Source organism: Bacillus sp. 1780r2a1 (assembly GCA_024134725.1).
Lineage (GTDB): Bacteria > Bacillota > Bacilli > Bacillales > Bacillaceae_H > Priestia > Priestia aryabhattai_A.
The window spans coordinates 4085410-4107717 of sequence record CP099863.1 but is presented as its reverse complement, the minus strand read 5'-3'; the positions used below and the strand labels follow the sequence as shown (position 1 = coordinate 4107717).

The following is a 22308-nucleotide window of genomic DNA, read 5'->3' as shown; positions in this document are numbered from 1 at the left end:
AGAATGTAAGCGCTAACAGATGGGGAGGAAGCATCAATGGACATTCTAGATATTTTAGGGAAAATCAATGGAGTTCTTTGGGGAACACCTAGCTTAATTCTTTTATTTGGGACAGGCTTATTTTTAACCTTTGCATTAAGAGGCCTACAGTTCCGTAAGTTGATGTATGCGTTCAAATTAGGATTTACAAAAGAAAAGGAAGAAGATGCAAAGGCTGAAGGTGATGTAAGTAACTTTAAAGCTTTGATGACAGCTTTAGCTGCAACAATTGGTAACGGTAATATTGCTGGTGTAGCAACAGCCATCACGCTAGGTGGACCAGGGGCAATCTTCTGGATGTGGATTGTAGGGTTACTGGGAATGGCTACAAAGTATGCTGAAGCCTTATTAGCAATGAAATTCCGTGTGAAAAATGATAAAGGTGAATATTCAGGTGGTCCGATGTATTATGTCGAAAGAGGGTTAGGACCAAAGTTTAAAATTTTAGCTATCGCATTTGCTCTTTTTGGAGCCTTTGCCGCATTAGGTATCGGAAACAGCGTTCAGTCTAATACAATTGCAAGCGTTGTAGACGAAAGTTTTGGGATTAGTGGCATTGTAACAGGGATTGTATTAGCTGTTTTAACAACTTTAATTATCTTTGGTGGTATTCAGCGTATTAGTACAGTGGCAGGGGTTTTTGTACCGCTGATGGCTTTACTATACATTGCTGGTTCACTATTAATTATTTTCTTAAATGTTGATAAAATTATTCCATCATTTGCATTGATTTTCGAATATGCATTTTCACCAGTAGCTGCAACAAGTGGATTTGTTGGCATTGCGGTTTCTGAAGCAATTCGTAGCGGAGTATCACGTGGAATCTTCTCAAATGAAGCAGGTTTAGGAACGGCTGCTTTAATTGCAGGGAATGCTCGTTCAGATCATCCGGTTAAACAAGCCCTTGTGGCGATGACAGGTACATTTATTGTTACTATTGTTGTTTGTACAATGACAGGTTTAGTACTAATTATTACAGGGTTCTGGGACCCAACAGGAGGAGCTATCTCTGGTGTGGCGCACAACGCTAACTTAGATGGAGGAGCCTTAACTTCAGCAGCCTTTGCCGCATCTTTAGGCAAAATTGGTGAATATATTGTTGCATTTTCTGTTATTTTCTTCGGATTCTCAACAATTGTAGGTTGGTATGTATACGGAGAAAAATGTTTTGAATATTTATTTGGCACAAAAGCAACAGGTCTTTATCGTGCAATTTATGTAGCGGCTTGTGGCCTTGGGGCAGTAGCAAACTTAACGGTTGTTTGGGCATTTGCAGATATGGCGAATGCACTGATGATGATTCCAAACTTAATTGCTCTTGTGTTGTTATATAAAGTTGTTGTTCATGAAACAAATGATTATTTTGAAAATCATTACAAAGTAGCAACAATGAAAAAAGCAAGCTGATATCAAAAAAGCGTCTGCATAAGCAGGCGCTTTCGTTTTTTTTTAAATAAAACCGTGGTACTATACAGATATGTATAATACATGATATGAAGGTTGCTGCTTCTAGCTTGAATGTTTTTGTGTGGTTCAGTTAAGATTAAAGTGGCTAATTCATATTAAAAAACGAAGGGAAGAGAGAACATGACAAAGCAGCAAATTGGTGTTATTGGCTTAGCGGTTATGGGAAAAAACCTTGCGCTAAACATTGAAAGCAGAGGCTATTCAGTATCTGTTTACAACCGTTCACCGGAGAAAACAGAAGAGTTTTTAAAATCCGAGGCAGAAGGTAAAAACTTTGTTGGTACATACAGTGTCGAAGAGTTTGTTAATTCTCTTGAAAAACCACGTAAAATTTTATTAATGGTTAAAGCTGGTGCAGCAACAGATGCAACAATTGATTCGTTAAAACCATACCTTGAAAAAGGCGATATTTTAATTGACGGTGGTAACACATTCTTCCAAGATACAATTCGTCGAAATAAAGAATTAGAAGAGCTTGGTATTAACTTTGTTGGTACAGGCGTTTCAGGCGGAGAAGAAGGCGCATTAAAAGGTCCTTCAATCATGCCTGGTGGTCAAAAAGAAGCTTATAAGCTAGTAGAGCCAATCTTAAAGTCTATCTCTGCTAAAGTAGAAGGAGATGACTGCTGCACATACATCGGACCAAATGGTGCAGGGCACTATGTAAAAATGGTTCATAACGGAATTGAATATGGCGATATGCAGCTGATTTCTGAAGCGTACTTCATTATGAAAAACGTTTTAGGTTTAGAAGCAGATGAATTACACGAGGTATTTGCTGAGTGGAATAAAGGAGAATTAGATAGCTACCTTATCGAAATTACAGCTGATATCTTTACAAAGAAAGATGACGAGACAGGCAAGCCGCTTGTTGACGTGATCTTAGATACAGCAGGACAAAAAGGTACTGGTAAATGGACAAGCCAAAGCTCATTAGACTTAGGTGTGCCTCTACCAATTATTACAGAGTCTGTATTTGCCCGTTTTATTTCAGCAATGAAAGAAGAGCGTGTAAAAGCAAGCAAAGTATTAAGTGGTCCAGAAACAACTTCTTATGAAGGCGATAAAACAGAGCTAATCGAAGCAATTCGAAAAGCGCTATATATGAGTAAAATTTGTTCATACGCACAAGGATTCGCTCAAATGAAAGCTGCGTCTGAAGAGTATGATTGGAATCTACAATATGGCGATATTGCGATGATCTTCCGCGGTGGTTGCATCATTCGTGCACAATTCCTACAAAAGATTAAAGAAGCATACGATCGTGATGCAGACTTAACAAACTTATTGTTAGATCCGTATTTCAAAGATATCGTAGAAGGATATCAATCTGCGCTTCGTGAAGTAATTTCAATCGCAGTTAAACAAGGTATTCCAGTACCAAGTTTCTCAAGCGCGTTAGCTTACTATGACAGCTACCGTACAGAAACACTTCCAGCCAACCTTTTACAAGCACAACGCGACTACTTTGGAGCTCATACGTACCAACGTATTGACAAAGAAGGCGTATTCCACACAGAGTGGTTAAAATAAAAATAATGAATAAGAAAGCGGGTTGCTTTTGACAGCAACCTGCTTTTTCTATTCGACAAAGCATTTGTCGAATAAAAACGCAGCGAATATTTCGCTGCGTTTTTGCTTTCATTATTCATTGTTTGAGAAGTTACCTTCCCCAACAGGCCACCACTGGAAGCCTTCTTCAGCAAGAAGAGCATCCGATGCTTTTGGTCCCATTGAACCTGATTCATAGTTCGGGAAGTCTGTTGCTTTATTTTGCTCCCAAGCTTCTGAGATAGTATCAACAAATTTCCATGATAGAGCAACTTCATCCCAGTGTGTAAAGTTTGTCGCATCTCCAAGCATGCAATCGTAAATTAAGCGTTCATAAGCTTCTGGCGTATTCATCTTATCTCCGCAGTTATTGCAGTAGTTAAGGTTAATTGGCGTAGAAGCTGTTGCTCCTGGTGTTTTACGCGCATTTAAATGAAGAGTAATCCCTTCTTCTGGTTGAATATGAATAACAAGTAGGTTAGGATGAATATCCTTACCACGATTGAAGTATAAGTTCATTGGTAAATCTTTAAACTGAACAACAATAGTTGTTGCTTTTTCTTTCATGCGTTTACCTGTACGAATATAAATTGGTACACCAGCCCATCTAAAGTTGTCAATCATTAGTTTACCTGAAACAAACGTTGCAGTATTAGACTCTTCATCCACAGAATTTTCTTCACGGTAGCCAATTACTTCGTTTTCTTCCACAATCCCTTTTCCGTACTGGCCGCGTACAAAGTATTGATCTACCTCATCCGTTGACATTGAACGAAGCGCACGTAATACTTTTACTTTTTCGCTACGAATTTCTTCTGGTGTAAGTTTAATTGGTGGCTCCATAGCTAATAGAGCAACCATTTGTAAAATATGGTTTTGAACCATGTCGCGTAGTGCACCTGAAGATTCATAATAGCGTCCACGATCTTCTACACCAAGCGTTTCACTTGATGTAATTTGGATGTTTGAAATATATTGGTTGTTCCAAAGAGGCTCAAATAGCGCATTTGCAAAGCGAATTACTTCAATGTTTTGAACCATTTCTTTTCCAAGGTAGTGGTCAATACGATAAATTTGATCTTCAGAGAAAGCGTGACGAATTTGCTCGTTAAGCTCTTTAGCAGATTCATAATCGTGACCAAATGGCTTTTCAATTACAAGGCGGCTCCAACCTTCAGTAGCTGTTAAACCTTCATTTTTTAAATTAGACGCAATTGTTCCAAAGAATTCTGGGGCCATTGCTAAATAGAAAATACGGTTTCCAGGAACATTGTATTGTGTATCAAGCTCTTCCGTTAATGTTTTTAACTCTTGATATGATTCTACGTTTGTAACATCAAATGGCTGGTAGTAGAAGTGTGAAGCAAACGTATCAATATCAGCGTCTTCTGTTTGCAGATTACCAACAGACTTTTTAACGTTTTCACGTAACTCTTCGTTTGTCCATGGTCTTCTGGCTACTCCAACAACTGCAAAATCTTCGGATAGTTTATTTTCTCTATATAAGCGGAAAATAGATGGAAATAGTTTACGTTTTGCTAAATCACCTGTAGCTCCAAAAATTACAATAATTGATTTTGGCTGTTCATTTGTCATTGCTTCTAGACCCTCTCTTTATCAAAATTACGTTTAGTTTAAGCTAATATATCTAATATAAAATTGTAACGATTTATAAATGGTAAAGCAAATCTATATGATTTGTAGTTATTATTCCATGTTTTGCATGAGTTTAAAAGTATTTTGTTTGGTAAATGAAAAAAGCTACGCCAATTAAACGGCAGTAGCAATGTTTTGAAAGCGCTATTTGTATTGATATAATGCACCTAATGATTTTTTACGATCTAAAAAAGAATGGGCAGAGTCAATATATAAAAAAATAGGACAATGTTCTAGCAGAGGATGCCTTTGAAAGAATGCTTTTTCAGAATGATATAGGGTATTTAAATAAAGCGGCAAAATTTCTAAAAGATGCATATAACGCTCTAGTGCTGTATCTTCTGAAATAGTATGGTCAATATAAAAATAAAGTGACAGTGAGTAGAATCCTTTATTGAATAAAAAAGAAGCCAAGCATTCGTTACGACTTTTACTAATATGATCATAGGCAAATTCTAAACCGACGTAAATGGACGGTATTGACGATTGATGGGATGGGAAAATGGTATATTTTCGAGGAATCATCGGTTCGGTAGGTGTAATTCCTAATCCGTATGTGACATCCACTTGGCGGGGACTAGCAATTATCATATAAACCCCTCCTTAATAGGAAAAGATGCACTCTTTATAGTGTATACAAAAGCAACTTGAACATGACTTTAACTGGAGAAATATGGTGATTATAATGTGTTATTCACTGAAAGCATGCAGTTTAGGTACAATAACAAAAGAATGAAGAATTACATAATGACTAAATATGAAAGGGATGAACGATATGTCTATTTTAAAAAATTATTGGAATGAGTTATTAAAGGCGGAATTCGAAAAGGAATATTATATTCAACTGAGGCAGTTTCTTGTGAATGAATATAATAGCGAAACTGTATATCCTGACCGATATGATATTTTTAACGCTCTACATTATACTCCTTACAAGGATGTTAAAGTTTTATTATTGGGTCAAGACCCTTATCATGGACCTGGTCAAGCTCACGGGTTAAGCTTTTCCGTTCAGCCTGGAGTAAAAACTCCACCTTCACTTGTAAACATTTATAAAGAATTACATCAGGAGCTAGGATGTGAAATTCCTAATAATGGATACTTGACTAAATGGGCTAAGCAAGGGGTATTGCTTTTAAATACGGTATTAACTGTTCGACGCAGCCAGCCGAACTCCCATAAAGGACAAGGTTGGGAGATTTTCACAGACCGTATTATTGAACTGGTTGCTCAAAAAGAGGAGCCCGTGGTTTTTTTACTTTGGGGTAAGCATGCGCAGGCCAAGAAAAGCTTGATTACGGGAAAACATCATTTAATTTTAGAAAGTCCTCATCCAAGTCCATTTTCTGCAAATCGTGGATTCTTTGGTAATAATCATTTTCTCTTAACAAATAATTTTTTACAAGAAAATGATTGTACACCAATTGACTGGCAAATTGATAACATCAAATCGTGAACATTTAGCGAACTACAATTGAATCATCGCTCAACTTATGAATTTTTGATAAACTATAAACAGATTAGATTCGCAATAGGCAAAGTAAAAGAGGTGAAATGGTGGAAATAAAGTTAGAACAGCTATTAGATAAAATGAGTGCGGAGTTAGCAAAAGCGAAACAAGAAGCGCATCATTCTGCTCGCGTGAGGGATCAATTAATCGCAATTAAAACATTATGTGAACTGGCATTAGCTGACGGAAATTCATCTTCTTCAGTCAAATCAACAGCTCCATCAAGCGTTGTCATGCCTTCACAAATTCAAGCTCAGCCTTCGATGCAACAACAAATCATTCAATCATCTAGGCAAAATTTTGAAGGGGAAAAGCTTGCTTCAGACGATGCTAACGGAGATAGCTTATTTGATTTTTAAAAAAGGGGTAGGAACATGAAAATCTTTGTTATTTTAGGTGCTATCAATGCAGCTTTAGCTGTTGCTTTAGGTGCATTCGGAGCTCATGGATTAGAAGGCAAGATATCGGAAAAATATTTAGAAGTATGGAAAACAGGTGTTCAATATCATATGTTCCATGCTATCGGCTTATTTGTAGTCGCTTTCTTACTTGCAAAGGCTCCTCAGTCAACGTTGTTGTCAACGTCAGGTTGGTTGATGATGGGTGGTATTGTATTATTTTCAGGTAGCTTATATGTTTTAAGTACGTCTGGAATCAAGGTATTAGGAGCTATCACACCTTTAGGCGGGGTAGCATTCATCACAGCTTGGGTATTAATTGTTATTGCAGCGTTGAAATGGTGAAAAAAGGCCTCTAGCTTTAAGCTAGAGGCCTTTTTTTAACGAGGTGAGTAATTGCTTAATGGTGGTCCGCCACCATTAAAGGGATAGGTATACTGAATTTCCTCATCGAACGTAATGTAATCTAAGTAAACCATTAATAGTAAGTAACGCTTCCCTGTTTGTGGGTCGCTTAAGATTAAGTGGTCACGCCCAGCAGCTTCAATGATACCTTTGAAGACTTTAGCATTCCATTGATTATTATTTTCAAATGTCATGTAAACCGTTGCAATTTTTCCGCGATTTAAACGCAAAATGTTTTCAATATATGACTCTTCTATTGGTAGCTGGCCAGGGTCTTGAGGAGCACCGGAACCTCCCGATGGAATTTGAGGCGGCATTTGTCCAGATGGACTTTGTTGCTGACCTCCACCACCTCCTTGTTGCTGTTGATAAGGCGTATAGTAAGGATAGTTATAGCTCATATATGGGTTTTGCATATAAGGCTGGGTCTGATTTTGGTTACCTTTTGGTTTTTTCATAGTACCCTCCTTTAATTCTACATGTATTTAGTAAACACTCGGACAATCCGCTTGAGTTGGTGCAAAAAAGCAATGAGACTTGAACCTTCCAGTGTTTGGTTGGTTATACCATGTAGCGGGACAGTTGCCACCTGGTTTAAAAAACCATAAAGAATTTGTAGCTGGTGAAAATCTTTCTCCTCTTAATACACGGCGAGCTAAATCAATATCTGCTTGCCGTGCACGCTGATAAAAATATCCTTTTTGCGTGGCTTCAAAACCTCCAGGGCTTTGGAAGACCATCTGTCTGATGGTTCGAATATCTTTAAAGTCTAAACAAGAAGCTCTTGCTCGGTTCACACCCACGTTACCTACAAGAAGCATTCCTTGTTTTCCTTCACCTTCAGCTTCAGCTCGCAGGAGTCTGGCTAGAAGCTTAACATCTTCTTCGGTGTGTGCGACAACCGCCATTTCCTCACCTCGCTTACCTGTGACGCTATTGTATGTATATGAATAAAAAGAGAGAATATGACCATTAAAAGGGCATAAAAAATGCTTCCCCTTATAAGAGAGGAAGCATAGGATTAGACTGAAAGAAAGTGATTGAATCGATCGACTTCAAGTAAGTTCCCAACGAAGAAACTACCAAACTCTCCATAGCGTGCACTTACTTCATCGAATCTCATTTCATATACGAGTTTTTTAAATTGTAATACGTCATCAGCGAATAACGTAACGCCCCATTCATAGTCATCAAAGCCAACAGAGCCTGTAATAATTTGCTTCACTTTACCTGCATATTGACGGCCAATCATACCGTGACTGCGCATTAAGCTACGGCGCTCTTCCATCGGCAACATGTACCAGTTGTCGTCACCTTGACGACGCTTATCCATTGGATAGAAGCAAACATACTTCGATTTTGGAAGAGTTGGGTATAAGCGTGCACGAATGTGCGGATTTTCATATGGATCTTCACCTGCTGGTAAGTAGTTACTTAACTCAACAACAGATACATATGAATAAGCTGGGACAGTGAATTCTGCTAGCTTTGTTTTATTGAATTCATTTTCAATTTCATTTAGTTCTTCCATCGTTGGACGTACAAGCATGATCATAAAATCTGCTTTTTGACCGACAATACTATATAGTGCATGACTTCCTTCAGCTGCATTTTCCGTACTTGTCCACTTTTCTGTTAAGGCTAAAAATTCATGAATAGCGGTTTCGCGTTCTTCGTTTGATAGCTGTTTCCATGCTGTCCAATTGATTGTTCGAAAATCATGAAGAGCGTACCATCCATCCAGTGTTTGAGCTGCTTCTGCCATATTCTTTCACTCCTAAACTACAGTATAATGACTTCTAGTTTTACTATATCATAGTTTATCCGAATGCTTGGATTGAAAAACTCATGAATTGTGATTAAAAAAGCACAATTTACGCTATGCTAAAAGGGAAGTTGAAAGTATATTTAATTGAATTTTAGAAATTTAAAGACTTTTTACTGTTATCAAATTGTTAAAGGACATGCCTTTGATTTTTTTTCGAAGTGGAGTATCCTATTACATGGAAACTGTTTTTTAACATATTGAGGAGGACTTAGTTTGAGCAATTTATTTACTGGTTTAAAAGAAAAGGTATCTGCAAGCAATGTATCAATCGTATTTCCAGAAGGTTTAGATGAGCGTATCCTTGGAGCGGTAGCTCGTTTAGCTGCAGATAAAGTTGTAACGCCAATCGTTATTGGAAACGAAGAAGAAGTACAGGCTAAAGCAAAAAGCTTGAACGTAATTTTAGATGGAGTGCAAATCTTTGATCCTCATAATTATGATGGATTTGATGAAATGGTAGCTGCATTTGTAGAGCGTCGTAAAGGAAAAGCGACTGAAGAAGCAGCGCGTAAAATTTTATTAGACGAAAATTACTTTGGTACAATGCTTGTTCATATGGGCAAAGCAGATGGCCTTGTAAGCGGAGCTGCACATTCAACAGCTGATACAGTGCGTCCAGCGCTACAAATTATTAAAACAAGAGAAGGCGTAACAAAAACATCAGGCGTATTCATCATGGTTCGTGGTGACGAGAAGTACGTATTTGCTGATTGTGCAATTAATATTGCTCCAAATAGCCAAGATTTAGCTGAAATTGCAATCGAAAGTGCACGCACAGCTAACATGTTTGACGTAGATCCACGTGTTGCAATGCTTAGTTTCTCAACAAAAGGATCAGCTAAATCACCAGAAACTGAAAAAGTAGCAGATGCTGTTAAAATTGCAAAAGAGATGGCACCAAACCTAACTTTAGACGGTGAATTCCAGTTTGACGCAGCATTTGTACCATCTGTTGCTGAAAAGAAAGCACCGGGTTCAGATATTAAAGGTGATGCAAATGTATTTGTATTCCCAAGTCTTGAAGCTGGTAATATTGGATACAAGATCGCTCAACGCTTAGGTAATTTCGAAGCAGTTGGCCCAATTCTTCAAGGTTTAAACAAGCCGGTTAACGACCTTTCACGTGGTTGTAACGAAGAGGATGTATACAAATTAGCTTTAATTACAGCTGCTCAAGCACTGTAAACGCATAAAAAAAACGCCATTTAACGGCGTTTTTTTTATGCGTTTAGAAAAGCCCCTAACGCTTTTTCGTTTCGGTCATACATTCGTTGTAGCTGTGTGTCAAACAATTCAAGTTCTGCTGCTTGTAGGGGAACCATCTCTAAGGAAGCTCCGGTGGATTGTAATGTTTGAAACGTTAGCATCATTACATCGCTTACCGTTAGCTCAACGTTTAACAGCTGTGAAAGAGAGGCCATTGTCTCTGGAACAATCGTTGGATATGTAAACTTTGTCTCAGTATTTGCTAGGCCTCTTTGGTAAAATTCTTTAATAACACTAGCTCTTTTGGCTCCATCACCTGATACGCAGAGATAAATCTGTACAGCAACTCCACCTCGTACACGGCGCTGTGAGATACCTGCAAATTTTTGACCACCGATGCTTAAGTCGTAGCTTCCTGGACAGTATGAACCGACAATTTCTCTTGCTTCAATGTCAGTTGTATAGCCAGCAAACATTGCTTTAATTAAATCAAACATCGCATCATATCCTCGGTCTATATCAATGCCTTTTTCTGCATCCGGAAAGATAAGTGAAATATTTAGAACACCTTCATCAAGTACGACGGCTAGTCCTCCAGAATTCCGAACAATTGGTTTATAGCCTTGTTCTTGCAAATAGCGAATACCTTCAGCTAAACGTGGAAGCTTTGTGTCTTGAATACCAAGAACAATTGTATCGTGATGCACCCAAGAGCGAACTGTCGCGGGAGACTCGTCCTTTCCAACACTTGTACAAAGAGTATCATCTATCGCGAAAGATTGCTTTGCATCAAATTCTGGACCTAAGCTTGATTGATCAATGATGCGCCATTTTGGCTGTTGTAAAAGATTTGATTTATATATAGACATGTTCCATAACTCCTTTATGAAGTAAACGAACATATTATAGCATATTTAAGAATCAGAGTATGACAAGGCGTAAGTTAATTCCAATAAAAAAGGAGGCATAAGGATGCCACCTTTGGATGCATTATTCAGCTAACTTTTCTAAATTTCCGTTACGGTCCATTTTAAACGAAGTAGCTGATCGGTCTTCTTCATCAAATAAAACCAGCTTGCGGGCACGGTTCATGATTTGCATTAATGTTTCATAGTCTTCTTGAATAGTAGTAGCATTTGCTTCAAGCTGCGTTACTTGCTTTTCAAGATCTTGAATTTTGCGGTGTAAGTCATCGTTTTCTTTACGTAAACGAGAATTCTCATGTTGAATTGCCTGCATGTTTCCAGTTTGGCCTCTAAATGTTTCTAAATAGCGTATGACTAAGTCAATCGATAAACTATCATTACTGGCTGTTATAGTGGGAGCAGAGACTGGGATTGCCTCGTACACTTCCTCTGTAACGTGTTCTATAGTTGGTGTAGGTGGTGTATATAAAAGCTTTTTCTTGCCTTGTTCTTGTCCAAGGGCACGCATGCGTTGCTTACGCTGTTTTTTCGCGAGCTGGAGCGCTTTTTCATATTGATGTCTTACCACGGCATTCCAGCGAAATCCGCAAGCCGCAGACGTACGATTTAGTTCATCTCCAACTTCTTCAAACGCGTTTAATTGGGTACTTCCTTCTCTTACATGTCTTAAAACCGTTTCTGCTAAAAGTAAATCATTTTCTTCTGTCCACGCATCTTGTCTATCTTTCACGTATTTCACTCCTCATTTTTATATGATTGGTAGCTACCATGTTTTGTAGTATTTAGTATGTACGGATTAGCGTAGAGTTATACTATTTTTTCTAGAAGTATGATAGATTTTGGCACTTTTCGAAACTTGCACTCCTATGCAAATAGCGGTAAAATACCCTTTAGGCAAAAAAGATATGTGTAAGCACTTTTGAAAGGATTGTGTCAGCATGACAAATGAATTTAGAATTTGTGATGATTGTCAGGCAACAAATGTGAAGACATTGTTACCTCGACTTCAAAAAATAGATGCATGTGCAGATGTAAAAGTGGGCTGTCAATCATACTGTGGTCCAGGACGTAAAAAGTCATTCGCATTTGTAAATAACCGCCCTGTAGCTGCGCCAACAGAGGACGAGCTAATTGAAAAAATTGAGAAAAAACTAAACAAATAAAATAAAATCACCTTTGTCCTAAGCAAAAGGTGATTTTTTATTCTGACTAGGAATTTTTAAACACCTTGTCGAAGAAGACATACTAACAACGTCAAGATAGAGAGGTATGTAAATGGCATATCTAAATGAAAAACTTAGTGAAGAAAAAGTATTTAAAGACCCTGTTCATCGCTATATCCACGTACGAGACCGATTAATCTGGGAGCTCATCGGTACATCTGAATTTCAGCGTTTACGTCGAATTCGTCAGCTAGGAACAACCTATTTAACGTTTCACGGTGCTGAACATAGTCGTTTTAATCATTCTTTAGGTGTATATGAGATTGTGCGTCGAATTATTGATGACGTATTTCGAAACCGCCCAGAATGGGACGACGATGAAAGGCTTCTTTGCTTATGTGCGGCACTTTTACACGATTTAGGACATGGTCCATTCTCTCATTCTTTTGAAAAGGTATTTCACCTGGACCATGAAGAGTTTACTCAAGCAATTATTTTGGGAAATACAGAAGTAAATCGTGTATTGAAAAAAGCGGGAGCAGATTTTCCAAAAAAGGTAGCAGAAGTGATTGCGAAAACGTACAAAAATAAGTTGGTGGTGAGCTTGATTTCAAGCCAAATTGATGCCGACCGAATGGATTATTTACAGCGTGATGCTTATTATACAGGGGTAAGCTATGGACACTTTGATATGGAGCGTATTCTGCGCGTAATGCGGCCACAAGAAGAGCAAGCTGTCATTAAGCATAGCGGTATGCATGCAGTTGAGGATTACATCATGAGTCGTTATCAAATGTATTGGCAAATTTATTTTCATCCTGTAACGCGCAGTGCGGAAGTCATCTTAACTAAAATTCTACATCGTGCGAAAGAGCTTCATCAAAAATCCTATGAGTTTCGCCAGCCGCCTGTTCATTTTTATTCGATTTTTAAAGATGAAATATCACTAGAAGAGTACTTAAGGTTGGACGAGTCTGTTGTCATGTTTTATTTTCAGGCTTGGCAAGATGAAGAAGATAATATTTTAGCAGATTTATGTCGTAGATTTATGAACCGTAACCTTTTTAAATATATCGAGTTCAATCCAAACCTCCAAATGAAAATGTGGATGGAGCTAACAACATTATTTAAAAAAGCTGGAATTGATCCTGATTATTATTTAGTTGTTGATTCATCCAGTGACTTACCGTACGACTTTTATCGTCCAGGTGAAGAAGAGGAGCGCTTGCCAATCCATTTGTTGATGCCAAACGGTGAAGTAAGAGAGCTATCGCGACAGTCTGAAATTGTTGAGTCCATTTCAGGGAAGAAACGAACGGATCATAAACTTTATTTTCCACAAGATCTAATCGATCAGTTATCGTCAAAAAGAAAAGTGAAAGACCAAATTTTACAGCTATTAAAAAGTAATTAGAGTTAAATAGTATAGGAGTTGAAGGGCTGTGTTAAATGATCACGCAAAGATTATTAAAGTGTTCTCAGCAGCGGGAGAAATTGTAGGGAGAAAAAAGCTCCAAAAAATGATTTTTATTGGAAAAAAGCTAGAGTTTCCTTTTTATGAGCGCTATAATTTCCATTTTTTTGGTCCGTATTCAGAGGAACTTACCCTTCGAGTAGAAGAATTGTGTAATCTAGGCTTTTTGCAGGAATTAAAAGAAAATAAGGGGGGCTATATGCAGTACCGATACGCACTAACTCAGGCTGGAAATGAGTTTCTAAGCCATTATGAGCTAGAGTTACCCCATTTACAGGAAGTCATGACGGATATGAACAACCAGTCTTCAAAGTTTTTAGAGCTTGTCTCAACAATTTTATACTTTGATGGATTATCGAAAGAAGAAGTGAGTGAAAAAGTGTTTACGTTAAAGAGTAAACAGAACTATACAGAAGAAGACATTGAACAAGCATATGCATATATTGAAAATCTAAAAGCGGTGACGTTTGACCGTGTTCATTAATAAAAAGCCCTCTGCATCGGTTCAGAGGGCTTTGTTCAATGAATAAACGATATGTATCTTATTGATCGCTTAAGCGTTTACCGTTTACTGCATAGTGGTTTTTTGACATTTCTTCAATAAAAACCGCGATTTTCTCAGAAGGGGCACCTGTTGTTTCAGATACAGCAGCGGTTACTTTCTCAACAAGAGCTCTTTTTTGATCTTCAGTGCGACCTTCAAGCATTTTTACCGTTACATATGGCATAATAATTTCACTCCTTTTCTTCAGTGTCTTCTTCAGTGTAGTCCTTTTACATTGAAAAATACACCCTCATCTAATGATGAAATAATTAAATTATAGTATACTCGATGTATTATTATAATTCAGAATGATTATAAAGGAGAGAGCGAGTGAATCAATTTTTAGCTTTTCCGCTTGAATATATTCCGTACGTTGCTATTACGCTAATTATCGCATTTACGCTACATGAATTTGCGCATGCTTTTGTTGCATACAAGTTTGGAGACGAGACGGCAAAGAAACAAGGGCGGTTGACGCTATCGCCTCTTTCACATTTAGATCCGCTAGGAACAATTCTTCTACTTGTCGTGGGGTTTGGCTGGGCTAAACCTGTACCTGTTAATCGTTTTTTCTTCAAGAATCCGCGTCTAGCTGGTGTATTAGTTTCAATTGCAGGGCCGCTTAGTAACCTATTGCTTGCATTTTTAGGGGTTCTTGGTTGGTTTTTGGTGCTGCGCTTTGGCTTAGATACAGAGCCAATATATACATTTTTTAATCTGTTTATCACGATTAATCTTGTTTTATTTTTATTTAATCTGCTGCCATTTCCGCCGCTTGATGGCTATCGTATCATAGAAGATCTTGTTCCAAACACAGTGCGCGCAAAAATGACGCAGTATGAGTCGTGGGGAATCTTGTTATTTTTAGTGTTAATTATTACACCGCTTGACCGCTATATTATTGCCCCTATATATGACATTGGGATCCCATTTTTTGTTGAGCTGTTTCAGCAACTTCTGGGACCGTTATTAACTTAAGTAAGGAGCGTTTTAACAATGGATCAACCGAAAAAAAAGAAAAATATTGGATTTAATATTATTAAGAATGATTCAACAGATGGACATGGAGGTTTTGGGGTTGGAGCACTAAGCTTAGAGAACATTTCACCGGTTTTTGTGTGTCCATCAGACGAAGAAGCTTTTGTTGATATCGGTGCGATGCATGCAAGGAGCGTGGTTGAAAAAGGAATTAAGTTTTTACCAAACAAAGACGAAGTTCCTAACGGCAAGCTCTATTGGCTTGTTTGGGTGACAATTGATCGTAATCCAGCAGGCCCTTATTATGCTGGCGTAACGGCATGTGAAATGACTGTAGATCGTGAGATTCGTCGTGGATACAAGTCGCTTCCAGAGCATGTGAATAAAATGGATAAATCTATGAAGCGCCGTATTATGGTAGACGAAATGGATAGTAAGTCAAAAACAATCTTAAAAGATTTTCTATCTGCTCATGATAAGGAAATTTGGGAACGTTCTAGTGACGAATTAAAAGAAGCTTTATCATGAGAAAAAGGCCCTTGGCATTATGCCAAGGGCCTTTTTTAAAACCAATCGCGCAGACGATGAAAAAATCCATCCGCTTCTTCCTTCTTCTTTGGTGCTTGTTTTTTCTCTTCAGAAGCGCCTTTATCTCGACAATACGTAGTCGGTTGAGTACCTGTTAAATAATATGCTTTATATTTCTTCGAACAAGCTTTTGTTGCAATATCACCTGTCTCAGGGTTGATATTTACGCTAACTAACCCTTTAGGTGCTTTAAATCCTTGCTTTTTCTTTCCTTCAAGTGCATCTTCCATAAACAATGCCCACATTTTTTTTGCATAAGCTTTTTCCTCGACACGTTCAATTTGTTTGCCTTGGTCATAACCTACCCAAACGCCTGATACGAGCTGAGGGGTGTATCCAATCATCCAGCTATCCGTCGATGTAGTACCGGATTTACCAGCATAATCTCTTGACAAGTATTTTAAAATTGGCTTTCCTGTTACTGTTGTATATCCATTTAATTCCTTTTGGAACATACCTGTCATCAAATGCGTTGTTAAAAATGCTAATCGCTTGTCAACAATTCTCTTTTTTTCTTGAGGTGCTTCATACACCATGTCTCCATCAGCTGTTTCAATTCGCTTAATGAATGTTGGTGAAATTTCGTTACCACCGTTTGCAAAGATGCCATATGCATTAACCATATCAATCACGCGAACAGGGGATGTGCCAAGAGCTAGGGATGGTACCTGCTTCAGCGGAGTCGAAATGCCTAATGATTTAGCTGTTTCGACCAATCGGTGCTCCCCGATAAATAAATGTGTTTTAACAGCATAAATGTTGTCTGATAGCGCAATGGCCTGTGCTAGTGTAATCGGATTATTTGCATAATAGCTGTTATAGTTACTTGGTTTATATGTTGAAACTCCATCATTTAAGGTAAAGGTTGTCTCTTCACTTTGCATGGCGGTAGATTCCGTAAAGCCGTCTGCTAAAGCAGCATAATATAAAAATGGCTTCATTGTAGAACCAGGCTGGCGCACAGCTTGAGTTGCTCTGTTAAATGGGCTTTCCTTGTAATCTCTACCGCCAATTAGTGCCTTTACTTCACCTGTTTTTGGATCCATTGCGACAAATGCTGTTTGAATATCAGAAGCTTTATTCATAACGGTATTCATTGCTTCTTCCGCTTTCTTTTGTACGCTACTATCAAGCGTTGTGTAAATTCGCAAGCCGTTTGAATGGATCATCGCCTCTGTAATTCCTAGCTCGTTTGTTAACTGCGATAAAGCTGCACTCATGAAATAAGACGCATCTTGTTTCTTCACATTTGCTTCATCTTGTGTTTTTTTGGCATATACCAAAGGTGTTACGAATGCTTTATCCGCATCTTTTTGCGAAATTTTTCCTTGGTCAACAAGTAAGTTTAAAATGATGCGCTGACGCTCTTTTGCATTTTCTTCATGAAGAAGAGGAGAATAGTAAGTAGGCCCTTTTGGAATTCCGGCTAGCATACTAGCTTCACTTAGGGTTAATTCCTTTGCTTTTTTATTAAAATACGTTTTTGAAGCAGCCTCAACTCCATAGGCGCCGTGTCCATAGTAAATAGTATTTAAATAACCTTCAAAGATTTTATCCTTGTCATAGTTAAATTCCAGGCGAATAGTATAAAGCGCCTCTTGGAATTTCCTTGTCCATGTTTTATCGTGTTCTAAAAAAAGATTTCGTGCATACTGCTGCGTAATTGTGCTAGCACCTTGTACTTTACTCATTGCTTTAATATCAGCAACAATTGCTCCACCAATCCGTTTAATATCAAAGCCATTATGATCATAAAACCGCTTGTCTTCAACTGCTAATGTGGCTTCTTTAATATTGTCAGATACGCTTTCTAGAGGTACCCAATAACGTTTTTCACCGTTATGTAATTCGTCTAATACTTTACCGTTGCTGGAATAGAAAATAGCGGTTTGCGGGACAGTGAGCGTAGGTGGACCGGCAATTTTGGCGTATAAAAATATACTGATATAGGCAATCCCGATACATACAGTACATAGAAGTGCAAGAACAAGTAGAATGCGAAAAAGACGTCTAGCTTTCTTAAAGTGTTCAATTAATACAGTTTCCATTGTCATCACCTCATGAGTTAACTCCTTTGGTTTCTAAAAAAGTTACGTTTTAAAGGGTACCCAGATTGATATGTGCTTTTTATTAAAGAAGGGTTTTTGTGAGCTAAATCCATTTATTTAAGCCTTTTTAATGTGTAGATTTATACAGGTAATTCAGGTAAATACAGGCTTTTAAAATGAGGTTATAGCAATTTAAAGGAATATATAGTTTAGTATGAAAAAGAAAAAGCTCTTTTAAACCTAGAAGTCTAAAAAAAAACCTTTGCTTTTCACTTAAATTCATCTATACTTTTTTTCATGTTTGTATAAATTATGTTAGGGTAATCTATGCATAGGCTAAATTCTCAAAACAGAAGGGAAGAGTTTAAATGGAATTATGGTTTACTGAAAAACAAACGAAGAATTTCGGAATTACGGCGAAAATTAAGCGCACTTTACATACAGAACAAACTGAGTTTCAAAAGCTAGATATGATTGAAACAGAAGAGTTTGGTAACATGCTAGTTCTTGATGGAATGGTAATGACAACTCAAAAAGATGAGTTTGTTTATCACGAAATGGTGGCACACGTGCCTCTATTTACACATCCAAATCCTGAAAATGTTTTAGTAGTAGGCGGCGGAGACGGTGGCGTAATCCGTGAAGTATTAAAACATCCTAGCGTAAAGAAAGCGACGCTAGTTGAAATTGATGGAAAAGTGATTGAATACTCTAAGAAGTATTTACCGGAGATTGCTGGTGAATTAGAAAATGAACGCGTTGAAGTAAAAGTAGGCGACGGTTTCATGCATATCGCAGAAAGTGAAAACGAATACGATGTGATTATGGTTGATTCTACTGAGCCAGTAGGTCCAGCAGTAAATTTATTTACGAAAGGGTTCTACGCTGGAATTTCAAAAGCGTTAAAAGAAGATGGTATCTTTGTAGCTCAAACGGACAACCCTTGGTTTACTCCTGAGTTAATTACAAACGTACAGCGTGATGTAAAAGAAATTTTCCCAATCACTCGTCTTTACGTAGCAAACATCCCAACGTACCCAAGTGGTCTGTGGACGTTCACAATTGGTTCTAAGAAGCATGATCCACTAGAGGTTAGTGAAGATCGCTTTATTGATATCGAAACAAAGTATTATACGAAAGAGCTTCATAAAGCAGCATTTGCTTTACCGAAGTTTGTAGCAGATTTAGTAAAATAAGGTGAAGCTTCAATAATTGAGGAAGTTATTTCTCTCTGATTATTCGTTGAATCACTCGAGCTTTTACAGACAGTTTAGCTGGTGTAAAGCAGACACAATAGACAAGATGTCAGTCGAAAGGCTTGGCGTCTTGTTTTTATGACAAGGAGGCATTTTCATGCGTTTTGATGAGGCATATTCAGGTAATGTATTTATAAAAAGTCATCCTAGCTTTGAAGAAAGTGAAGCCGTACTATACGGTATGCCAATGGATTGGACAGTAAGCTACCGACCAGGATCTCGTTTTGGTCCAACACGCATTCGCGAAGTATCAATTGGATTAGAAGAGTATAGTGCATATTTAGATCGTGAGCTTGAGGAAGTAAAATATTTTGATGCTGGAGATATTCCGCTCCCTTTTGGAAACGCACAGCGAAGCATCGACATGATTGAGGGCTATATCGATGAGCTGCTAGCAGCCGATAAATTTCCGCTTGGGATGGGTGGAGAGCATTTAGTTTCATGGCCAGTTATGAAAGCAATGTATAAGAAGTATCCAGATCTTGCTATCATTCATATGGATGCGCATACGGATTTACGTGAAGAGTATGAAGGTGAACCTCTTTCTCATTCGACACCAATTCGTAAAATTGCCGAGCATATTGGACCAAGCAACGTTTATTCATTTGGTATTCGTTCAGGTATGAAAGAAGAGTTTGTATGGGCGAAAGAGAACGGCATGCACATCTCAAAATTCGAAGTATTAGAGCCGTTAAAAGAAATCTTACCTAAGCTAGCAGGACGTCCAGTTTATGTAACAATTGATATCGATGTGTTAGATCCAGCTCATGCCCCAGGTACAGGTACAGTAGATGCGGGAGGTATAACATCAAAAGAACTGTTAGCCTCTATTCATGAAATTGCTAAATCAGATATTCGCGTTGTAGGTGCAGACTTAGTAGAGGTTGCCCCAATTTATGATTCTTCTGAGCAAACGGCAAATACGGCTAGTAAGCTTATTCGTGAAATGATTTTGGGTTGGGTTCAAAAGCGCTAAACAAATGTATAAAAGAGTAGGTTGCATTGAGAGAAATGTGGCCTACTCTTTTTTTACAAGATGAGCGAAAACTTGAAGTATTATTGAATTCTTGTCTCGGAATGTTTATACTATTTAAGTTATAAAGTATTCGTAAAAATTAAGGAAGTGTCTTGAGATGAATAACGCTTCAACAATTAAAAAGCCAATCGCAATTAAGATTGTGACGGACATTCGAGACGGGCACATGAAGGAAACAACAGCGGTGGAAGCTCAAGGAACGTACTATAAAAAAGACGAAGTCGTTTATTTGACGTATACGGAGCATCAAGAAGAAGTAGGGGATATTAAAACGTTACTGAAGATTAAAGAGGATGAAGTAACGATTAACCGTACCGGTGCTGTGAAAATGAAGCAGTCTTTTCGTAAAAAAGTTAAGCTTGAAGGAACGTATATGAGTCCTTATGGCCGTATGGATATGATGACATATGCTCATAACATTGAATATAAAAAGCTCCAAAAAAGAGGTCATCTCTTTTTTACGTACGATTTGACTTTACAAGGTCAATCAGTAGGTAAGTACGCTGTAACGATAACATTCAAGGAGGAAGAACATGAACATTGTTGAGCAAGTGCAAAGTAAGTTAAAAGCTGAGATTCAAGATGCAGTTGTAAAAGCTGAGCTAGCAACAAAAGATCAGCTACCGGAAGTCGTGTTAGAAGTACCAAAAGATAAAGCCCACGGTGATTATTCTACAAATATGGCAATGCAGCTTGCACGAATTGCAAAAAAAGCACCTCGCGCTATTGCAGAAGAACTAGTAGCACAGTTTGATAAATCAAAAGCTTCAATTGAAAAAATTGAAATTGCAGGTCCGGGATTTATTAACTTCTACATGAACAATTCATACTTAACAGAGTTAATTCCAACCATCTTAAAAGCCGGAGAAGCTTACGGTGAATCAAACGTTGGAAACGGTGAAAAAGTTCAGGTTGAGTTTGTATCAGCAAATCCAACAGGTGATTTACACTTAGGGCATGCTCGTGGTGCAGCTGTAGGGGACTCTTTATGTAACGTTCTTGCAAAAGCAGGTTATGACGTATCTCGTGAATACTACATTAATGATGCTGGTAATCAGATTAACAACTTAGCTTATTCAGTGGAAGCACGTTATATGCAGGCTTTAGGTATGGATAAGGAAATGCCGGCTGATGGCTACCACGGTGAAGATATTATCAAAATCGGTAAAGAGTTAGCTGAAAAATATGGTAATCAGTATGTACAAGCTGATGAAACAGAACGTTTTGAGTTTTTCCGCCAGTACGGATTAGATTATGAGCTGGAAAAATTAAAGCGTGATTTAGAGCAATTCCGCGTGAAGTTCGATGTATGGTATTCTGAGACATCTCTATATAAAAACGATAAGATTCAAGTTGCACTTGATACGTTAAAGCAACAAGGTCACGTTTATGAAGAAGAAGGAGCAACGTGGTTCCGTTCGACAACATTTGGTGATGATAAAGATCGAGTATTAATTAAAAATGATGGTTCATTTACGTACTTAACACCAGATATCGCTTATCATCAAGACAAAATTCAGCGCGGCTTTGATAAGTTAATCAACATTTGGGGTGCTGACCACCATGGTTACATTCCACGTATGAAAGCTGCAATCCAAGCACTTGGTTATGGAAAAGATACGCTAGAAGTTGAAATTATTCAAATGGTTCAGCTATATCAAAACGGTGAAAAGATGAAGATGAGTAAGCGTACTGGTAAAGCTGTTACGATGCGTGATCTTGTAGAAGAGGTTGGGTTAGACGCAACGCGCTACTTCTTTGCAATGAGAAGTGGAGATACGCACTTAGACTTCGACTTAGACTTAGCAGTTTCTCAATCAAACGAAAACCCAGTGTACTATGCACAATATGCACATGCTCGTATTTGCAGTATCTTAAAGCAAGGTACTGAAGTTGAAGAATTAACAAAAGGAAACGTAGACTATACGCTAATTCAGTCTGAGAAAGAAATGGACTTATTAAAGAAAATTGGTGAGTTCCCGCAAGCTGTTTCTGAAGCAGCAACAAAACGTATTCCTCACCGTATTACAAACTATATCTTTGACTTAGCATCAACGTTCCATAGTTTCTATAACGCAGATAAAGTTATTGATACAGATAACATTGAAACAAGCAAAGCGCGCTTAGAGCTTATCAAAGCAGTGCAAGTTACTTTACAAAATGCATTAAAATTAATTGGTGTTTCGGCTCCTGAAAAGATGTAAAAAAAAATCCCCTTTGAAAGGGGATTTTTTT

24 protein-coding genes are annotated in these 22308 nt (G+C 38.0%); 15 read left to right on the top strand and 9 right to left on the bottom strand.

The window, feature by feature from the left end; translation table 11 throughout:
- Positions 1 to 36 precede the first annotated feature (36 nt).
- Together NIZ91_20770 and gndA are read left to right on the top strand one after the other, a co-directional pair.
- Positions 37 to 1446 carry a sodium:alanine symporter family protein gene (locus NIZ91_20770; GenBank protein ID USY55102.1) on the top strand — a complete coding sequence of 470 codons (1410 nt, stop codon included), beginning with the start codon at positions 37 to 39 and terminating at the stop codon, positions 1444 to 1446.
- Between the two features lie 180 nt (positions 1447 to 1626).
- Positions 1627 to 3039, top strand: a complete 1413-nt coding sequence (gndA, locus tag NIZ91_20765) for an NADP-dependent phosphogluconate dehydrogenase (protein USY55101.1) — start codon at positions 1627 to 1629, stop codon at positions 3037 to 3039.
- Positions 3040 to 3150: 111 nt separating this feature from the next.
- Here the strand turns inward: gndA and zwf are convergent, their stop codons facing one another.
- The gene (gene zwf / locus NIZ91_20760) at positions 3151 to 4653 is read right to left on the bottom strand and encodes a glucose-6-phosphate dehydrogenase (GenBank protein ID USY55100.1); all 1503 of its coding nucleotides are present in this window, start codon (positions 4651 to 4653) and stop codon (positions 3151 to 3153) included.
- 204 nt (positions 4654 to 4857) lie between these two features.
- Positions 4858 to 5304 carry a staygreen family protein gene (locus NIZ91_20755; protein ID USY55099.1) on the bottom strand — a complete coding sequence of 149 codons (447 nt, stop codon included), beginning with the start codon at positions 5302 to 5304 and terminating at the stop codon, positions 4858 to 4860.
- A 184-nt stretch (positions 5305 to 5488) separates the two neighbouring features.
- Here NIZ91_20755 and NIZ91_20750 point away from each other — a divergent pair, with 184 nt between their 5' ends.
- The 3 genes from NIZ91_20750 (at position 5489) to NIZ91_20740 (ending at position 6966) form a co-directional block, all read left to right on the top strand.
- Positions 5489 to 6169 carry a uracil-DNA glycosylase gene (locus NIZ91_20750; protein ID USY55098.1) on the top strand — a complete coding sequence of 227 codons (681 nt, stop codon included), beginning with the start codon at positions 5489 to 5491 and terminating at the stop codon, positions 6167 to 6169.
- Between the two features lie 98 nt (positions 6170 to 6267).
- Complete coding sequence (locus NIZ91_20745) at positions 6268 to 6582, top strand: YwdI family protein (protein ID USY55097.1); 315 nt, start codon at positions 6268 to 6270, stop codon at positions 6580 to 6582.
- A gap of 15 nt (positions 6583 to 6597) precedes the next feature.
- Complete coding sequence (locus NIZ91_20740) at positions 6598 to 6966, top strand: DUF423 domain-containing protein (protein USY55096.1); 369 nt, start codon at positions 6598 to 6600, stop codon at positions 6964 to 6966.
- 35 nt (positions 6967 to 7001) lie between these two features.
- Here NIZ91_20740 and gerQ read toward each other — a convergent pair whose 3' ends face one another.
- The 3 genes from gerQ to NIZ91_20725 form a co-directional block, all read right to left on the bottom strand.
- Complete coding sequence (gene gerQ / locus NIZ91_20735; protein ID USY55095.1) at positions 7002 to 7484, bottom strand: spore coat protein GerQ; 483 nt, start codon at positions 7482 to 7484, stop codon at positions 7002 to 7004.
- Between the two features lie 27 nt (positions 7485 to 7511).
- Positions 7512 to 7934 (bottom strand): cell wall hydrolase, encoded by a 423-nt coding sequence (locus tag NIZ91_20730; GenBank protein USY55094.1) that lies wholly within the window; start codon positions 7932 to 7934, stop codon positions 7512 to 7514.
- Between the two features lie 113 nt (positions 7935 to 8047).
- Positions 8048 to 8791, bottom strand: coding sequence for a heme-dependent peroxidase (locus NIZ91_20725; GenBank protein USY55093.1), 744 nt, complete (start codon positions 8789 to 8791; stop codon positions 8048 to 8050).
- 276 nt (positions 8792 to 9067) lie between these two features.
- Here NIZ91_20725 and pta point away from each other — a divergent pair, with 276 nt between their 5' ends.
- Positions 9068 to 10039: a phosphate acetyltransferase gene (pta, locus tag NIZ91_20720; GenBank protein USY55092.1), complete on the top strand. Its 972-nt coding sequence runs from the start codon at positions 9068 to 9070 to the stop codon at positions 10037 to 10039.
- Between the two features lie 35 nt (positions 10040 to 10074).
- Here the strand turns inward: pta and NIZ91_20715 are convergent, their stop codons facing one another.
- Both NIZ91_20715 and NIZ91_20710 read right to left on the bottom strand, forming a co-directional pair.
- A complete protein-coding gene (locus NIZ91_20715) occupies positions 10075 to 10929 on the bottom strand; it encodes a lipoate--protein ligase family protein (protein ID USY55091.1) in 855 nt (284 codons plus the stop codon).
- A gap of 121 nt (positions 10930 to 11050) precedes the next feature.
- The gene (locus NIZ91_20710) at positions 11051 to 11716 is read right to left on the bottom strand and encodes an RsfA family transcriptional regulator (protein USY55090.1); all 666 of its coding nucleotides are present in this window, start codon (positions 11714 to 11716) and stop codon (positions 11051 to 11053) included.
- Positions 11717 to 11924: 208 nt separating this feature from the next.
- On the opposite strand from NIZ91_20710, the gene NIZ91_20705 reads away from it, so the two are divergent.
- The 3 genes from NIZ91_20705 (at position 11925) to NIZ91_20695 (ending at position 14107) form a co-directional block, all read left to right on the top strand.
- Positions 11925 to 12149, top strand: coding sequence for a YuzB family protein (locus tag NIZ91_20705; GenBank protein USY55089.1), 225 nt, complete (start codon positions 11925 to 11927; stop codon positions 12147 to 12149).
- 112 nt (positions 12150 to 12261) lie between these two features.
- The gene (locus tag NIZ91_20700) at positions 12262 to 13563 is read left to right on the top strand and encodes an HD domain-containing protein (GenBank protein ID USY55088.1); all 1302 of its coding nucleotides are present in this window, start codon (positions 12262 to 12264) and stop codon (positions 13561 to 13563) included.
- Between the two features lie 28 nt (positions 13564 to 13591).
- On the top strand, positions 13592 to 14107 hold the full coding sequence (locus NIZ91_20695) for a YwgA family protein (GenBank protein USY55087.1): 516 nt from the start codon (positions 13592 to 13594) through the stop codon (positions 14105 to 14107).
- 58 nt (positions 14108 to 14165) lie between these two features.
- Here the strand turns inward: NIZ91_20695 and NIZ91_20690 are convergent, their stop codons facing one another.
- Entirely contained in the window at positions 14166 to 14351 is a 186-nt protein-coding gene (locus tag NIZ91_20690) for a 4-oxalocrotonate tautomerase (protein USY55086.1), read from the bottom strand.
- 146 nt (positions 14352 to 14497) lie between these two features.
- On the opposite strand from NIZ91_20690, the gene NIZ91_20685 reads away from it, so the two are divergent.
- Positions 14498 to 15145, top strand: a complete 648-nt coding sequence (locus NIZ91_20685; GenBank protein USY55085.1) for a site-2 protease family protein — start codon at positions 14498 to 14500, stop codon at positions 15143 to 15145.
- An 18-nt stretch (positions 15146 to 15163) separates the two neighbouring features.
- A complete protein-coding gene (locus NIZ91_20680; GenBank protein USY55084.1) occupies positions 15164 to 15673 on the top strand; it encodes a YwhD family protein in 510 nt (169 codons plus the stop codon).
- A gap of 35 nt (positions 15674 to 15708) precedes the next feature.
- Here the strand turns inward: NIZ91_20680 and NIZ91_20675 are convergent, their stop codons facing one another.
- Positions 15709 to 17781 (bottom strand): penicillin-binding protein, encoded by a 2073-nt coding sequence (locus NIZ91_20675; protein ID USY55083.1) that lies wholly within the window; start codon positions 17779 to 17781, stop codon positions 15709 to 15711.
- Between the two features lie 368 nt (positions 17782 to 18149).
- Between NIZ91_20675 and speE the strand changes: the two genes are divergently transcribed.
- The 4 genes from speE (at position 18150) to argS (ending at position 22277) form a co-directional block, all read left to right on the top strand.
- Positions 18150 to 18977, top strand: a complete 828-nt coding sequence (gene speE / locus NIZ91_20670) for a spermidine synthase (protein USY55082.1) — start codon at positions 18150 to 18152, stop codon at positions 18975 to 18977.
- Between the two features lie 157 nt (positions 18978 to 19134).
- Positions 19135 to 20013 (top strand): agmatinase, encoded by an 879-nt coding sequence (speB, locus tag NIZ91_20665; GenBank protein ID USY55081.1) that lies wholly within the window; start codon positions 19135 to 19137, stop codon positions 20011 to 20013.
- A gap of 157 nt (positions 20014 to 20170) precedes the next feature.
- Positions 20171 to 20620 (top strand): DUF1934 domain-containing protein, encoded by a 450-nt coding sequence (locus NIZ91_20660; protein USY55080.1) that lies wholly within the window; start codon positions 20171 to 20173, stop codon positions 20618 to 20620.
- On the top strand, positions 20607 to 22277 hold the full coding sequence (argS, locus tag NIZ91_20655) for an arginine--tRNA ligase (protein USY55079.1): 1671 nt from the start codon (positions 20607 to 20609) through the stop codon (positions 22275 to 22277). Before NIZ91_20660 ends, argS begins: the two co-directional genes overlap by 14 nt.
- Positions 22278 to 22308: the final 31 nt, after the last annotated feature.

Coding starts and splice junctions, on each gene's coding strand:
- gerQ (USY55095.1), bottom strand. CDS start 7,484: ATGAAAAAACCAAAAGGTAACCAAAATCAGACCCAGCCTTATATGCAA.
- NIZ91_20675 (USY55083.1), bottom strand. CDS start 17,781: ATGGAAACTGTATTAATTGAACACTTTAAGAAAGCTAGACGTCTTTTT.
- NIZ91_20730 (USY55094.1), bottom strand. CDS start 7,934: ATGGCGGTTGTCGCACACACCGAAGAAGATGTTAAGCTTCTAGCCAGA.
- NIZ91_20770 (USY55102.1), top strand. CDS start 37: ATGGACATTCTAGATATTTTAGGGAAAATCAATGGAGTTCTTTGGGGA.
- zwf (USY55100.1), bottom strand. CDS start 4,653: ATGACAAATGAACAGCCAAAATCAATTATTGTAATTTTTGGAGCTACA.
- NIZ91_20700 (USY55088.1), top strand. CDS start 12,262: ATGGCATATCTAAATGAAAAACTTAGTGAAGAAAAAGTATTTAAAGAC.
- NIZ91_20725 (USY55093.1), bottom strand. CDS start 8,791: ATGGCAGAAGCAGCTCAAACACTGGATGGATGGTACGCTCTTCATGAT.
- NIZ91_20660 (USY55080.1), top strand. CDS start 20,171: ATGAATAACGCTTCAACAATTAAAAAGCCAATCGCAATTAAGATTGTG.
- speE (USY55082.1), top strand. CDS start 18,150: ATGGAATTATGGTTTACTGAAAAACAAACGAAGAATTTCGGAATTACG.
- NIZ91_20745 (USY55097.1), top strand. CDS start 6,268: ATGGTGGAAATAAAGTTAGAACAGCTATTAGATAAAATGAGTGCGGAG.
- NIZ91_20690 (USY55086.1), bottom strand. CDS start 14,351: ATGCCATATGTAACGGTAAAAATGCTTGAAGGTCGCACTGAAGATCAA.
- speB (USY55081.1), top strand. CDS start 19,135: ATGCGTTTTGATGAGGCATATTCAGGTAATGTATTTATAAAAAGTCAT.
- NIZ91_20705 (USY55089.1), top strand. CDS start 11,925: ATGACAAATGAATTTAGAATTTGTGATGATTGTCAGGCAACAAATGTG.
- gndA (USY55101.1), top strand. CDS start 1,627: ATGACAAAGCAGCAAATTGGTGTTATTGGCTTAGCGGTTATGGGAAAA.
- NIZ91_20715 (USY55091.1), bottom strand. CDS start 10,929: ATGTCTATATATAAATCAAATCTTTTACAACAGCCAAAATGGCGCATC.
- NIZ91_20740 (USY55096.1), top strand. CDS start 6,598: ATGAAAATCTTTGTTATTTTAGGTGCTATCAATGCAGCTTTAGCTGTT.
- argS (USY55079.1), top strand. CDS start 20,607: ATGAACATTGTTGAGCAAGTGCAAAGTAAGTTAAAAGCTGAGATTCAA.
- NIZ91_20755 (USY55099.1), bottom strand. CDS start 5,304: ATGATAATTGCTAGTCCCCGCCAAGTGGATGTCACATACGGATTAGGA.
- NIZ91_20680 (USY55084.1), top strand. CDS start 15,164: ATGGATCAACCGAAAAAAAAGAAAAATATTGGATTTAATATTATTAAG.
- NIZ91_20750 (USY55098.1), top strand. CDS start 5,489: ATGTCTATTTTAAAAAATTATTGGAATGAGTTATTAAAGGCGGAATTC.